We start from the raw sequence: 13500 nt of genomic DNA, 5'->3' as shown, positions 1-13500 counted from the left end.
CGTAACCTCAGGCGTTCGCGACCGGCGAGGGGCGCACCATGAACACGTCGACCGCGTCCTCCGTCTCCAGGACGAAGCCCCACCGTTCGTAGAGCCGCCGGGCGGCGCTGCCCTGGAGGACGTTCAGCCGTACGTCCTCGCCGCGCGCGTCGGCGCGGCCCAGCAGTTCCCGCAGCACGGCCGAGCCCAACCCCCGCCCCTGGTAACGGGGTTCCAGATAGAAGTGTTCGAGCAGAGCGCCGCCGGTCTCGGCGGGCCGCAGCGTCACGCACCCGGCGAAGTCCCCCTCGACGGTGACGACCGAGGTGTACCGCGTCGAGAACGAGTCCCGCAGCCGCTGCCGTACCCGGTGCCCGTCGTACCGCCCGAGCCGTTCCAGATCCGCCCGCATCACGACGGCCCGCAGCTCGGCTATCGGCTCCACGTCCCCCGCGACGGCCGCGCGCAGCGCCCACCGCAGGTCAGCGCTCTGTACCGCCCCATTCGTCCGCATCCCCCAAGTATCCGCGAGCGCCCGCGCCGCCTCACCCCGGCCCCCCACGCGCCACCGCCCCGGCGGCAGACCGCGGGACCACCGCCCCGGCAGCAGGGCTCGGGAGAGTCGTCCGCGCCGTCTTCCGCGAGGCGTACGGAGGCGGGTCAGGTGCCGGGGGTTCCGGCGGGGCTGAGCGCCTGGGTGCCGACGACGCCGAGCAGGGTGAGGCGTTCGGCGTCCTCGGTGCCGGGCTCGGCGGTGTAGACCATGATCCGCAGATCGCTTCCGGCGACGCTGAGGATGTCGCAGTCCAGGGTCAGCGGGCCGACCACCGGGTGGTCGATCGTCTTGCGGGAGGCGTCGTGCCGGGTGACCTCGCCGGATTCCCACAGCTCGGCGAAGCGCGGGCTGCGGGCGCGCAGCTCGGCGACCAGGCGGCGCAGGCGCTGGTCGGCGGGGTAGCGGTTGGCGGTGGCGCGCAACTGGGCGACCTGGGAGATCTCCAGCAGCCGCAGCGACTCGGGGGTGTGGCGGACCCGGGAGCCGGAGCCGAGGAAATTGCGCCAGATCGCGTTGCGGTCGTTGCCCTGCTGCTGCCCCATCAGGGCCACGTACAGGGGGTTGGCCAGCAGCAGCGTCCACGCGGCGTCGCTGACGGCGACCGGCGTCCCGGTCAGCCGGTCGAGCATGCGCTGCACGCTCGGCGTGATGTACGCGGGGACGGTGCCCTGGCCCGGCGGGACGAGTCCGGCGACGTGGAAGAGGTGCTCGCGCTCGGCGGTGGTCAGCCGCAGCGCGCGGCCGAGCGCTTCGACGACCTGCTCGGAGGGGTTGGCCGCGCGGCCTTGTTCGAGCCGGGTGACGTAGTCGACGGAGATCCCGGCGAGCAGGGCCAGCTCCTCGCGGCGCAGCCCGGCCGCCCGCCGGTGGCCCCCGGCGGGCAGCCCGGCCGCCTCGGGGGAGACCCGGTCGCGCCAGCGCCGTACCGTGTGCCCGAACTCCGTGGTCGCCATGGTTCCACTGTGCACCGTGCGGCCCGCGCCGTCCTGGTACCGGCAGTCCCAGGAAGACCGGGCCACTGGCTGCCCCGGCGGGCCTGCCGCACCGTGGACGTATGACAACGACACTGATCACCGGAGCGAACAAGGGCCTCGGCTTCGAGACCGCCCGCCGCCTGCTGGCCGCGGGGCACACCGTCTACGTGGGCAGCCGGGACGCCGACCGCGGGCGGGAGGCCGTCGAGCGGCTGGGCGCGGGCGCGCGGGCGGTCCGGCTCGACGTCACCGACGACGCGTCCGTCGGGGCTGCGGCCGAGGCGATCGCGGCGGACGGCGGCCTCGACGTCCTGGTCAACAACGCGGGCATCGAGAGCAGGACCGCCGACAACGGCGTCGTCGGCGCCGCCGACCTGACCGCCGACGTCATGCGGGAGACGTTCGAGACGAACGTCTTCGGCCTGGTGCGCGTCACCCACGCGTTCCTGCCGCTGCTGCACCGCTCGGCCGCGCCGGTCGTGGTCAACCTCAGCAGCGGGCTGGCCTCGCTGTCCCGGCTCAGCGCCCCCGGCACCCCCGCCTACGCGTATCCGGGCGTCGCGTACCCGGCGTCGAAGACCACCGTGAACATGATCACGGTGCAGTACGCGAAGGCGTTCCCCGAGATGCGGATCAACGCCGTCGAGCCCGGTTTCACCAAGACCGATCTGAACGGGAACACCGGGGTCCAGACGGTCGAGCAGGGCGCCGAGATCATCGTCCGGATGGCGCAGGTGCCGGCCGACGGCCCGACCGGCGGGTACTTCGACGCCGAGGGGCCGCTGCCCTGGTAGCCGCGGCCCCTGACGGGGCGGCCCCGACGGCCCCTGTACGCCGGGGCCGCGGGTGCCGCCCGCCCCTTGGCTCTCAGCCGAACATGCCCGGCTCGTAGTCCCCCGCGGGCTGCTGAATGATCACGTTCAGCCGGTTGAAGGCGTTGATCAGGGCGATGCCCGTGACGAGGGCGGCCAGCTCCTCCTCGTTGTAGTGCTTGGCGGCGTTCGCCCACACCTCGTCCGCGACGCCCCCGGCCGCGTCGGCGATACGGGTGCCCTGCTCGGCCAGCTCCAGAGCCGCGCGCTCGGCGTCGGTGAAGACCTTGGCCTCGCGCCAGGCGGCCACCAGATTGAGCCGCTGCTGCGTCTCCCCGGCCGCCGCCGCGTCCTTGGTGTGCATGTCGGTGCAGAATCCGCAGCCGTTGATCTGGCTGGCGCGCAGCCGTACCAGTTCCTGGGTGGCGAGCGGCACCGTCGAGTCCGCCAGCACTTTGCCGGCCGCGGTGAGGTGCCGCAGCGACTTCGCGGCGAGCGGGCTCTCGAAAAGGTTCAGACGGGCTTCCATGGCGTTACTACTCCTCGGGCTCGTGCGTTTCCGCGCCGCCGCCGCCCTTCCACGACGTCCCCGGCGCACGCACCTCCCTGACGCCCCGCCCCACCCCGATGTGACCGCCCCCCGAAGTGACCCCCGTCTCCCCTCCGGGGGCGGGGGCGGGCGGGACGGCGGGGTCTAGCCGCGCGGGCCGCGTTGGAGGGGTGTCACGACCGTGTCGTGGAAGCGGTCGACGGCTTCGTCCACGCTGCGGATGAAGCCGGTCTCGGCCGTACCGCGGGTGCTGCCCATGCCCTTGAAGAGGGAGAGGCGGAAGCCGGTGATCGTGGCGCCGTCCCGGGGGAGCAGGTCGGCGGGCTCGGGGCGCAGCCGCTCCAGTGTTCCCCGGGGGCCGGAGCCGCGTCCGTCGACCAGCGTCTCCACGTGCAAGTCGGCGGGAGCGTCGGGAAGTTGGCGTACCAGTCGCTTCGCCCAGGTCAGCGGGGAGCCGGCGGCGGGCGCGGGAACGTCCAGGGACGTACGCAACTTGCTGGTCCGCAGATCGGCGGTGAGACCGAGGACGCCGGGGCTGTCCTCGATCCGCAACTCGGCCTGGAGGCGCCCTTCGCGACACAGCCGGTCGGCGAGCGCGGCGCGGCGCTCCCCGGGGTCGGTGCCGCGCTTGACCCGCTGCACCGGCAGCACCTTCTGGCCCAGTTCACCGCCCAGCCGCAGACAGACCTGACGGATCAGCCGCTCCCAGTTGGCGACCACGTCGACGGCGCGCGGATCGCCCTCGCACAGCGTCTCCTCGTCGATGCCCCGGCGCACCGGCACCCAGGCCGGGCCCATGTTCTGGAAGCCGTGGCAGCCGGAGTTCTCGTGCTGGAGGTAGTACAGCAACTCCTGCAACAGCCAGGCGTGCGCCGCGTTCCCGACGCCCTCGTGCCGGATCAGCATCTGCGCCTGGTGGGTGACCTCCGCCCAGGACAGGTGCCACAGGGCCACCTTGTGCTTGCGGCGGCCGTCGATCTTGACGTCCACGAGCGGACTGCCGTCCAGGGCGACGTCGTTGGAGAGCGTGATCACCGCTTCGTACGCGCGGCGGCCCGCGATGTCCACGTAGTCCTGGACCTGCGCGGTCCGCAGCGGATTTCCGTTGGTCTTCGTCTCGACCAGCGCGGTCCACAGCTTGCCCGCGCGCTCCACCCGGATCAGCCCGTCGGGCCGCTTGGGGCTCTCGCCGCCGTGCGGCAGCGAGACCTCGGTGTACGTCTCCATCCGCCCGGCGGGCGCACCGAACGCCGCCGTCAACCGCCGTCCGAACTCGGGCACTTGGGCCATCACCGAGAGCAGTACGGACGTGGCCCTGGTCTCCCGCTCGCGGTCGCTCTTGAGCGTGCCCGCGGGGAAGAGCCGTGCCATGCGCCAGGAGTCGTTCTCCGCGAGGGACTTGCGGGTGACGGCGGGCAGCGTGACCTTCTTGCGGGCGGTGCGGGGGCGCTTGGGCGGCGGTGCCTGCTCGACCGACGAGGCGGCCGTCGGGACGGCGGCCTGCGGCGCGACCTGCCGGGGGATCGACGCCGAGGTGCCCACCGGGTCCTGGGCGGCCACCGGGTCCTGGGCGTGTGCCGGGTCCGGAACGGCCACCCGCGCCGACGTGTCCGTGGGAGCCTGGGGCTCCGGCGCCGCTTCCAGCGCGCCGCCCGGCTCCTCGTCGGCCGCCGTCTCGTCCGCGTCGTCCACGTCGATGCCGAAGTCCGTTGCCAGGCCCGCGAGTCCCGAGTCGTACCCCTGACCGACGGCCCGGAACTTCCAGCCGCCGTCCCGCCGGTACAGCTCCCCGAAGATCACGGCCCCGATCGGGCCCGCGTCCTCGATCGTGAACCGCAGCAGCCCCTCGCCGTTGCCGTCGGCGAGCGTCAGCCGAAGGTCGTCCAGGTCCCCGAACCGCGCGCCCCCGTACCGGCTCGCCGCCAGCACGATCCGCTGCACATCCCCGGCGGCGGCCGTCAGATCCAGGCTGATCCGGTCCTCGCTGCCGTTCTCCGTCGGGGTCTTGCCGAGCAACTGCACGCTTCCGTCCGCCGCCGCGGGGTTGTTGTAGAAGTAGAAGTCGTCGTCGCTGCGGACCTTGCCGTCGCCGTCCAGCAGCAACACGGACACATCGGCGTCCCCGTCCCCGCTCGCGCTGCTCCACCCCAGGCTGACGATCACCGCCCCGGCGTGCTCGCTCAATGCCGAAAGCCCGACATTGCCGCCCTTGACCATCTCGCGCATACGGCCCCCCACAGGCTGTGACCCAGCGCACAACCGCCGTGCGCTGCCTGCACCTTAGCGCCGCAATGTGCCCGCGCGATCCCATTCGCCCGGCCCTTTGCGCATGTGCCCGGATAAGGGGGCACCTGTGCCCCGGACGGCTGGGGCGGGAGGGCGGTTATGTCGGTGAGGGGGAGGCGGGCGGGCGGGTGGGGAGGAGGGGTTTGCAGGTGGTGTAGGCCCTGGCCGTCTTCGGGTCGGAGGTGTTGAGGTCGCCGAAGCCGAAGCCGCCGCGGCGGGTGGTGGGGGAGCCGGAGGCGTTGGGGGAGGGGGTGGGGAGGGTGACGCCGTGGTCCTTGAGGCAGCTCGTGAACGCCTGGAAGGCGGAGCTGTCGCCGCCGGGGCCGCCGCCGCGCTGGCCGTTGAACTGGGGGCGCAGCGAGGCGCATGCCTCCATGGCCTTCTGGGTGGCCGGGTCGGCGGACTCGCCGCCGAAACCGCCGAAACCGCCGAAGCCGCCTGAGCCCCCGCCGAATCCGCCGCTCGGGCGGCCGGAGGGGCGGCCCGAGGGACGGCCGGACGCGCGGTCGGAGGGGCGGCCGGAGAAGGACGGCAGCTTCACGCCGTGCTGGGAGAGGCAGTCGCGGTAGGCCGCCATGTCCTGCGCGCCGCCGGAGGCGCCCTTGGCGGAGGACGACGGCGAGGACGAGGACGACGCCTTCGCGTCGGCGGACGCCGAGCCAGAGGAGCCCGACGACGAGCAGGCGGTGAGCAGCAGCGCGCCCGAGGCGAGGACGGCGACGCACGCGCCCGCCCGCAGCGCGGAGCGGCGCGCGGACTGCCGGGTGGTGGTCAGGGTCATGACCGTGGTCTCCTCGGATGCGGGGGCGGGGGGCGCCGCTCACCCACGCGCACGCGCGGGACACGAGCACCCATGAGTGGCGGCGCATGAGTGAACCGCCGCGAGTTAGGCACAGCCAGGGCGCGAGCTGTGAGTTCCCGGGGAGCCGGGGCGCGCGAATCGGCCGTCGCGACCCGTACGGGCCCGCCGTACGGTCCGGTTGAGACGTAAAGCGACCGCTTCGTGCCGTGGCGGGGCGGCCTCGCGCACGGCGCCGTTCCCAGGAAACTCCCAGCCTTCTCCCAGGCCATCAAAGGCGTCGGCGGCCAGGATGCGCGCCATGAAGGTGCTCCCACGGCGGCGCAGGGCCGTCCTGATCAACTCGGTGCTCGGCGTGGTGGTCCTCGCGGGCGCAGGCGGCGCCTACGCGGCGGTCAACAACGGTGACAGCGGCAACACCCGTGGTACGGGCGCGCGCGTGGTGACGGTGTCCAAGGGCACGGTGCTGGCGACGGTGTCCGGCTCCGGCACGCTCGCCTCGCCCAGCGACGCCGGTGTGGACTTCACCACGGGCGGCACACTCACCGAGGTCGACGTGAAGCCGGGCGACAAGGTCACCAAGGGCCAGGTGCTGGCGAAGGTCGATCCGACCGACGCCAAGGAGACGTTGCAGCAGGACCAGGCGACGCTGACGGCGGCGCGGGCCAACCTCACCAAGGTCGAGGCGGGCGAGCTGGTCACCTCCACCACGGGCTCCGGCAGCGGCTCCGGCACGGGCTCCAACACCGGCTCCGGCAGCGGCGGCTCGCGGGACGCCGCCCCGACGCCCACGCCGTCCCCCACCTACACCGTCGACCCGGCCCAACTCGCCCAGGCACAGGCCCAGTTGACGCAAGCCCAGAACGCCGTGGACGCCGACCAGCGCGCGGTGGACGGCACCACGCTCAAGGCCCCGGTGTCCGGCACGGTCGCCTCGGTCTCGGCCGCCAAGGGCCAGACGGTGTCGGGCACCGGCGGCACCGGCAGCGGCTCGGGCGGCCAGGGCTCGAACTCCAGCAGCTCCAACTCCACGTCGAGCAGCAGCGGTTCCAGCACCCCGTCCGGCTTCGTCGTCCTGACCAACCCCACCGGCATGCAGGTGACGGCGAACTTCTCCGAGGCCGACTCGCTGAAGGTCAAGGCGGGCCAGCCCGCCACCGTCACCCTCAACGCGCAGTCGAGCACGGTGCTCAACGCCAAGGTGCTGTCGGTCAGTTCGCTCCCGGTGAGCAGCGGAAGCGGCAGCGGCGGCGGGAGCAGCAGCGCCGTGCAGTACGCGGCCACGCTCGCCATCACCAGCCCCACCGCGGACCTGCGGACCGGCCTGAGCGCCAGTATCCAGGTGATCACCGGCTCGGCGTCCGGCGCGCTGAACGTGCCGACCGCCGCGGTCTCCGGTACCGGCGCCAACCGTACGGTCACGGTGGTCAACTCCGACGGCAGCACGACCCGTACGTCCGTGACCGTCGGCGTCGAGGGCGACACCGCCGACCAGATCACCAGCGGTCTGAAGGAGGGCCAGCAGGTGCAGATCGCCACGGTCGCGTCCTCCGGCAACGGCGGTTTCCCGAGCGGCGCGTTCCCCGGCGGCCTCGGCGGCGGCGCGAACCGGATCGGCGGCGGCGGTGGCTTCCGTACCGGCGGTGGCGGCGGTGCCGGCGGTGGCCGCGGATGAGGCCCGCCCTGCGGCAGCGCCTCGGCGGCCTGCGGCCCGGCGCCCGTACCGGTGACGCCGAAGAGAGTCCGGGCGCGGAAGAGACCTCGGGCGTCGAGCAGACCTCGGGCGTCGAGCAGAACTCGGGCCGCGAGGAAACCGCGGGTGTCTAGGGGGACGACGACAGCCCCTGGGGCCGCCCGCCGGTCATCGAGGTGCGGTCGCTGCTGAAGACGTACGGGCACGGCGACGCCGCCGTGCGCGCGCTCGGCGGCGACCCCGACCCCGTCACCGGCGTCTCGCCCGGCGTGAATCTGCTGGTCGAACAGGGCGACATGGTGGCCGTGATGGGCAGTTCCGGGTCCGGCAAGTCGACCCTGATGAACATCCTCGGCTGCCTCGACATCCCCACCGAGGGCCGTTATCTGCTCGACGGCATCGACGTCGGCGGCCTGGACGAGCACCAGCTCTCGCTCGTCCGCAACCGTAAGATCGGCTTCGTCTTCCAGTCGTTCAACCTCGTGCCGCGCACCCCCGCGCTCGCGCAGGTCGAACTCCCCCTGGCCTACGCGGGTGTGCGGTCCGCCGAGCGCAGGAGGCGCGCGCTGGCGGCGCTCGCGCTGGTCGGCCTCGCCGACCGCGTCGACCACCGGCCGAACGAACTCTCCGGCGGCCAGCAGCAACGCGTTGCCGTGGCAAGGGCGTTGGTCACCGCACCGGCCATGCTGCTCGCCGACGAGCCGACCGGAAACCTGGACAGCCACAGCACCGAGGAAGTGCTCGCCATCGTCGACCGGCTCAACGCCTCCGGGCGCACCGTCGTACTGATCACGCACGAGGACGAGGTCGCCCGGCACGCCAAGCGGGTGATCACGCTGGTCGACGGCCAGGTGGTCGAGGACCGGCGCCAGGCACCGGCCGACGGCCCGCCGCCCGCGCTGCGCGACCCTGCGTCCTTCGCCGCGCACCACCCGCAGGACCCGGTAACCGGCGGCCGGCGTCAGGCCCTCACCGGAAGCCGCCACGGCAACGGCAGCAACGGCGGTACGCGCAACAGCCGTACGGGCAATGGCGGTACGGGCGTAGGCAATACGGGCAACGGCTTCGGAAGCGGGGGCACCGCGTGAACCCCTTCGAGACCCTCCGCTTCGCCTTCGGCGGCCTCGCCGCCAACAAGGTCCGCTCCGGACTGACCATGCTCGGCGTCCTGATCGGCGTCGCCGCCGTCATCATCCTGCTCGCGGTCGGCAACGGCTCCTCGCAGTCCGTCAAGGACTCCATCGAGAAGCTGGGCACCAACTCGCTGACCATCTCCTCCGGCGCCGGATTCGGCGGCGGTTCGTCCTCGTCGGCGACCACCGTCAAGCCGCTGACCGTGGACGACGCGCGGGCGCTCGCCGACCCGACGGCCGCGCCCAGCATCGAGTCCGTCGCCCCCGAAGTGACCACGTCCTCGCAGACCGCGCTGTACGAGGGCACCTCGCACGACGTCGCGCAGGTCGTCGGCACCTACCCCGCGTACTTCAAGGCGTCCAACAGCAAGGTCGCCAAGGGCGACTACTTCAGCGCCGACGACGTCCTCAACTCCCGCAAGGTGGCGGTGATCGGCTCGACCACGGCCACCGACCTGTTCGGCACGGCCGACCCGGTCGGCAAGAAGGTGGTGCTCGGCGGGACGCCGTTCACGGTCGTCGGCGTGCTGGAGACCAAGGGCGGCACCGGCTTCCAGGACCCGGACGACATCCTGGTCGCGCCGCTGCCGACCGTGCAGAACGCCTTCACCGGCTTCGGCTCGGTCAACCAGATCCTGGTGGAGGCCACGTCGGCCGACGCGACGACCCCGGCGCAGAACGAGATCACCACGATCCTGATGGGCACGCACGGCATCAAGGACGCCAACGCGCTGGACTTCCGGGTCAGCAGCCAGCAGTCGCTGCTCAGCACCCAGTCCGACACCAACAGGACGTTCACGGTGCTGCTCGGCGCGGTCGCGGCGATCTCGCTGCTGGTCGGCGGGATCGGCATCACCAACATCATGCTGGTGACGGTCACCGAGCGGACCCGCGAGATCGGCATCCGCAAGGCGATCGGCGCGCCCAAGGGCGTCATCCTCGGGCAGTTCCTCGCCGAGTCGACCCTGCTGTCGCTGGTCGGCGGCGGGCTCGGGGTGGTGGCGGGACTGATCGGCTCGCGCTTCACGATCGTCGGCATCAAACCGGTGATCATCCCGGAGTCGGTGTGGGGCGCCTTCGCCATCGCGGTCGCCATCGGCCTGTTCTTCGGCAGCTACCCCGCCAACCGGGCCGCCGCCCTGCGCCCGATCGAGGCCCTGCGCCATGAGTAGGCCGTCCACCACCACACCGCACGACGTACGAGGGACGAGGGAGAACCGGACATGGCGCGACGCCGCACCGAACTCGTGAAGGCCGACGCCGACACGGAGCTGCTGCCGCTCACCGACACGTTCGGCGAGGTGGAGATCGTCGAGCGGCCCGGCGAGGCGGTGCTCACCGAACGGCCGGAGGACGTCCTGTCCGAGCCGCCGGACGCCCGTGACATCTCGGCCGAGCTGGCCGCCCCGCCGCGCCGCAAACTGCCCTGGCTGACGCTGCTGCTGTCCGCGGGCGTCGTCGCCGCGGCGGCCTTCGCGGGCGGCGCGCTGGTGGAGAAGAACCACCTCAACGGCCGTTCGTCCGGCGGCGGTTCGGCAGCGGCCCGCGACTTCGCCTCGGCCTTCGCGGGCGCCAACGGCCGTACGGGCACGGGCTCGGGTACGGGTACGGGCACGGGTACGGGCTCCGGTACGGCGCCGGGCGCGGCTCCCGGCGCGGGCGGCGGCGCAGGCACCGGCGGCGCAGGCACCGGCGGCACCGGCTCCGGCGGCACCGGCTCCGGCGTCACCGTCGGCACCGTCAAGCTGGTGGACGGCGACACCATCTACGTCACCGACGCCCAGGGCGGCATCGTCAAGGTCACCACCGGCGGCTCCACGAAGGTCACCGTCACCAAGGACGGCAAGACCTCGGACCTCCAGCCCGGCCAGAGCGTGACCGTACGCGGCAGCGCGAACTCCTCAGGCGACATCGCCGCCACCACCGTCACCGAGGGCGCGGCCACCGCGGGCGGCTTCGGCGGCGGCTTCGGAGGCTTCGGCGGCCGTGGCGGCGCCGGAGGTGCCGGAGGTGCCGGAGGCGCGGGCGGCGGTACGGGTACGGCGGGCGGCTCGGGCGGCTCGGGCGGCGGTACGGGCAACTGACCCCGCCTTCACAGGACGGGAGCGTACGGTGCGAAACCGCACCGTACGACGGGGGCCAGGAGGACTCCATGGAGACGACGCCCGAGGCCAGCCTGCTGGTCGTCGACGACGAGCCCAACATCAGGGAACTGCTCTCCGCGTCCCTGCGCTTCGTCGGCTTCAAGGTGGTCTCCGCCGCCTCGGGCGCCGACGCGCTGGCCGCCGTCGCCCGTGAGCGCCCCGACCTGGTCGTCCTCGACGTGATGCTGCCCGACATGACCGGTTTCGCGGTCGTCCGGCACCTGCGCGAGGAGTCGGGGCCGCACGCGCGCCCCGGCAGCGGCGCCGCCGACCGGCTCCCCGTGCTGTTCCTGACCGCCAAGGACGGCGTGGACGACAAGATCAGCGGCCTGACGGCGGGCGGCGACGACTACGTCACCAAGCCGTTCAGCCTGGAGGAGCTGATCGCCCGCATCCGCGCGATCCTGCGCCGCACCGGCGGTCCCACCGACGAGGGGCGGCTGGTCGCGGGCGACCTGGAGCTGGACCCGGTCGGCCACCAGGTGCTGCGCGCCGGCCGCCCGGTCTCCCTCTCACCCACCGAGTTCAAGCTGCTCGCCTACCTCATGGCCAACGCCGACCGCGTCGTGTCCAAGCTCCAGATCCTCGACCACGTGTGGGCGTACGACTTCGGCGGCGACCTCAGCATCGTCGAGTCGTACATCTCGTACGTGCGCCGCAAGGTCGACTCCGGCGCCGACGGCACGGTCAAGCTGATCCATACGGTGCGCGGCGTCGGGTACGTGCTGCGCCGACCGCAGGGCTGACGCCGTGCGCACCGTGCGGTCCCTCAGCTCCCTCAGCTTCCTCAGGTCCCTCCGCTCGTTGCGGCTCTCCGCGCTCTCGCTGCGCTCTCGGCTGGTGCTGCTCTGCCTCGTCCTCGTCCTGCTCGGCCTCGCCGTCAGCGACACCGTCGTCCTCGGCACGGTCCGCGGCCAGCAGGTGCGGCGCGTCGACCAGCAGCTCCAGCGGTACGGCGAACCGCTCGCGCGGCGGCTCGGCACCGACGGGGTGCCCGCGCCGCGCTACGTACGGCCGGGGCCCGGCGCGCCGCGGCCGTGGCTGCCCAGCCAGTTCGTGGTGGCCTTCGCCGCGGCGGACGGGCGGGTCTCCGACCAGTTCCGGCTGCCGGTCTCGGCCGGGGACCCGCGCCCGCTGTGGCCGACGATGGACGCGGGGTCGCTGCGCGAGCGGCTGGGCAAGCCGTTCGACGTCGCCAGCGACCACGGCGGCGGGCGGTGGCGGGTGCTGATCGAACCGGTCGCCGCGGGCACGGCCGCCCCCTCCGCCGACCTGCCCGCGGGCGTCGTGGTCGCCGCGTCCCTGGACGAGGTGTCCTCCACGGCCTCCCACCTGCGCACCGCGTTCCTGCTGATCGGCGCGGTGGTCGCGGCGCTGCTCGGGGTGGCGGGCTGGTTCGCGGTACGGGCCGGGCTGCGGCCGCTGCGGCAGATCGAGGCCACCGCCGCCGAGATAGCCGCCGGGCGCCCGCTGTCGCACCGTATGCCCGCCGCGTCCCCGCGCACCGAGGCCGGGCGGCTGTCCGCCGCGCTCAACGGGATGCTCGCGCAGATCGAGTCGGCCTTCGCGGCGCGCGCGGAGTCCGAGAAGCAGATGCGCCGGTTCGTCGCCGACGCCAGCCACGAACTGCGCACCCCGCTGGCCGGTATCCGGGGCTTCGCGGAGCTGTACCGGATGGGCGCGCTGCCCGACGAGGCCGACGTGAAGCGGACGATGACGCGGATCGAGAGCGAGGCCGTACGGCTCGGCGGCCTGGTCGAGGATCTGCTGACGCTGGTGCGGATGGACGAGCAGCGGCCCGTGCAGCTCGCCCCGATGGACCTGCGCACCCTGGCCGTGGACGCCCTGCACGACACGACCGCCCTCGATCCGTCCCGGCCGGTCTCCCTCACCGGGCCGGGCGGGTCCGGTTCCGGCCCCGGCTCCGGTCCCGGTCCCGCACCCGTGCTCGGTGACGAGGCCCGGCTGCGGCAGGTCGTCGCCAATCTCGTCGGCAACGCCGTCGCCCATACGCCTCCCGGCACGCCCGTCCGGATCGGCGTCGGCACCGTCGGCGGACACGGGGTCCTCGAAGTCGCCGACGCCGGGCCCGGGCTCGGGCCCGACCAGGCCGCGCGGGTCTTCGAACGCTTCTACCGCGTGGACGCCTCCCGCAGCCGGGGCGCCGGGGGCGGCGCCGGTCTCGGGCTCTCCATCTGTGCCGCGTTCGCTGCCGCTCACGGTGGGTACATCGAGCTCGACACGGCTCCCGGCCAAGGCGCCCTCTTCCGCCTCCGCCTCCCCTCCGCTTCCCCGCCCCCACCGGCCGGTGGCCCGGACACCACCGAACTGCCCCTCCGGGGCGGGCGGTGACCTGCGCGGCCAGCCCCCACCGGCCCGGTGGTCCGGGGACAGCCGGTCTGCCCCGTCGGGGCGGGTGGTGACCTGCGGCAGCGTCGTGGCTGGTGGCGCAGTTCCCCGCGCCCCTTAAAAGATCGGCTCGCCGCCCGGGCGAAAGACGGTGCGCCCCTAAAGGCACGTGGCTGAGCGCGCCCACGCGGCGGCAGCCGCAGATCAGGAACAGTCCCGCGCCCC

13 protein-coding genes are annotated in these 13500 nt (G+C 73.4%); 8 read left to right on the top strand and 5 right to left on the bottom strand.

The annotated features are described in order from the left end of the window. Window positions 1-7: 7 nt before the first annotated feature. Both ACIQCJ_RS27905 and ACIQCJ_RS27900 read right to left on the bottom strand, forming a co-directional pair. Window positions 8-493, bottom strand: a complete 486-nt coding sequence (locus tag ACIQCJ_RS27905; RefSeq protein WP_355339659.1) for a GNAT family N-acetyltransferase — start codon at window positions 491-493, stop codon at window positions 8-10. A 146-nt stretch (window positions 494-639) separates the two neighbouring features. Beyond that, window positions 640-1488: a helix-turn-helix domain-containing protein gene (locus tag ACIQCJ_RS27900; RefSeq protein ID WP_391158623.1), complete on the bottom strand. Its 849-nt coding sequence runs from the start codon at window positions 1486-1488 to the stop codon at window positions 640-642. Window positions 1489-1589: 101 nt separating this feature from the next. Here ACIQCJ_RS27900 and ACIQCJ_RS27895 point away from each other — a divergent pair, with 101 nt between their 5' ends. Beyond that, the gene (locus ACIQCJ_RS27895; RefSeq protein ID WP_402712902.1) at window positions 1590-2303 is read left to right on the top strand and encodes an SDR family NAD(P)-dependent oxidoreductase; all 714 of its coding nucleotides are present in this window, start codon (window positions 1590-1592) and stop codon (window positions 2301-2303) included. 73 nt (window positions 2304-2376) lie between these two features. Here ACIQCJ_RS27895 and ACIQCJ_RS27890 read toward each other — a convergent pair whose 3' ends face one another. The 3 genes from ACIQCJ_RS27890 to ACIQCJ_RS27880 all read right to left on the bottom strand — a co-directional run bounded on the left by ACIQCJ_RS27890 (window position 2377) and on the right by ACIQCJ_RS27880 (window position 5938). After that, on the bottom strand, window positions 2377-2850 hold the full coding sequence (locus ACIQCJ_RS27890) for a carboxymuconolactone decarboxylase family protein (protein WP_355339668.1): 474 nt from the start codon (window positions 2848-2850) through the stop codon (window positions 2377-2379). A 165-nt stretch (window positions 2851-3015) separates the two neighbouring features. Continuing rightward, on the bottom strand, window positions 3016-5088 hold the full coding sequence (locus ACIQCJ_RS27885) for a TerD family protein (protein ID WP_402712940.1): 2073 nt from the start codon (window positions 5086-5088) through the stop codon (window positions 3016-3018). 166 nt (window positions 5089-5254) lie between these two features. Next, window positions 5255-5938 carry a hypothetical protein gene (locus ACIQCJ_RS27880; RefSeq protein WP_402712901.1) on the bottom strand — a complete coding sequence of 228 codons (684 nt, stop codon included), beginning with the start codon at window positions 5936-5938 and terminating at the stop codon, window positions 5255-5257. A 319-nt stretch (window positions 5939-6257) separates the two neighbouring features. Between ACIQCJ_RS27880 and ACIQCJ_RS27875 the strand changes: the two genes are divergently transcribed. The 7 genes from ACIQCJ_RS27875 (at window position 6258) to ACIQCJ_RS27845 (ending at window position 13278) form a co-directional block, all read left to right on the top strand. Next, window positions 6258-7631, top strand: a complete 1374-nt coding sequence (locus tag ACIQCJ_RS27875) for an efflux RND transporter periplasmic adaptor subunit (RefSeq protein ID WP_402712900.1) — start codon at window positions 6258-6260, stop codon at window positions 7629-7631. Next, complete coding sequence (locus ACIQCJ_RS27870; RefSeq protein ID WP_402712899.1) at window positions 7628-7783, top strand: hypothetical protein; 156 nt, start codon at window positions 7628-7630, stop codon at window positions 7781-7783. Before ACIQCJ_RS27875 ends, ACIQCJ_RS27870 begins: the two co-directional genes overlap by 4 nt. A 42-nt stretch (window positions 7784-7825) precedes the next feature. Continuing rightward, window positions 7826-8737 carry an ABC transporter ATP-binding protein gene (locus ACIQCJ_RS27865; RefSeq protein ID WP_402712898.1) on the top strand — a complete coding sequence of 304 codons (912 nt, stop codon included), beginning with the start codon at window positions 7826-7828 and terminating at the stop codon, window positions 8735-8737. Beyond that, complete coding sequence (locus tag ACIQCJ_RS27860; protein WP_355339680.1) at window positions 8734-9954, top strand: ABC transporter permease; 1221 nt, start codon at window positions 8734-8736, stop codon at window positions 9952-9954. The genes ACIQCJ_RS27865 and ACIQCJ_RS27860 overlap by 4 nt, the downstream gene beginning before the upstream one ends. A gap of 51 nt (window positions 9955-10005) precedes the next feature. Next, window positions 10006-10866, top strand: a complete 861-nt coding sequence (locus ACIQCJ_RS27855) for a hypothetical protein (protein ID WP_402712897.1) — start codon at window positions 10006-10008, stop codon at window positions 10864-10866. A 68-nt stretch (window positions 10867-10934) separates the two neighbouring features. Continuing rightward, window positions 10935-11672, top strand: a complete 738-nt coding sequence (locus ACIQCJ_RS27850; protein ID WP_402712896.1) for a response regulator transcription factor — start codon at window positions 10935-10937, stop codon at window positions 11670-11672. Window positions 11673-11676: 4 nt separating this feature from the next. Then, a complete protein-coding gene (locus ACIQCJ_RS27845; RefSeq protein WP_402712895.1) occupies window positions 11677-13278 on the top strand; it encodes a sensor histidine kinase in 1602 nt (533 codons plus the stop codon). Window positions 13279-13500: the final 222 nt, after the last annotated feature.

This window comes from Streptomyces sp. NPDC093221, assembly GCF_044753885.1.
Classification (GTDB): Bacteria; Actinomycetota; Actinomycetes; order Streptomycetales; family Streptomycetaceae; genus Actinacidiphila.
The sequence above is the reverse complement of the archived record's forward strand: the minus strand, read 5'-3'. Positions and strand labels throughout refer to the sequence as shown.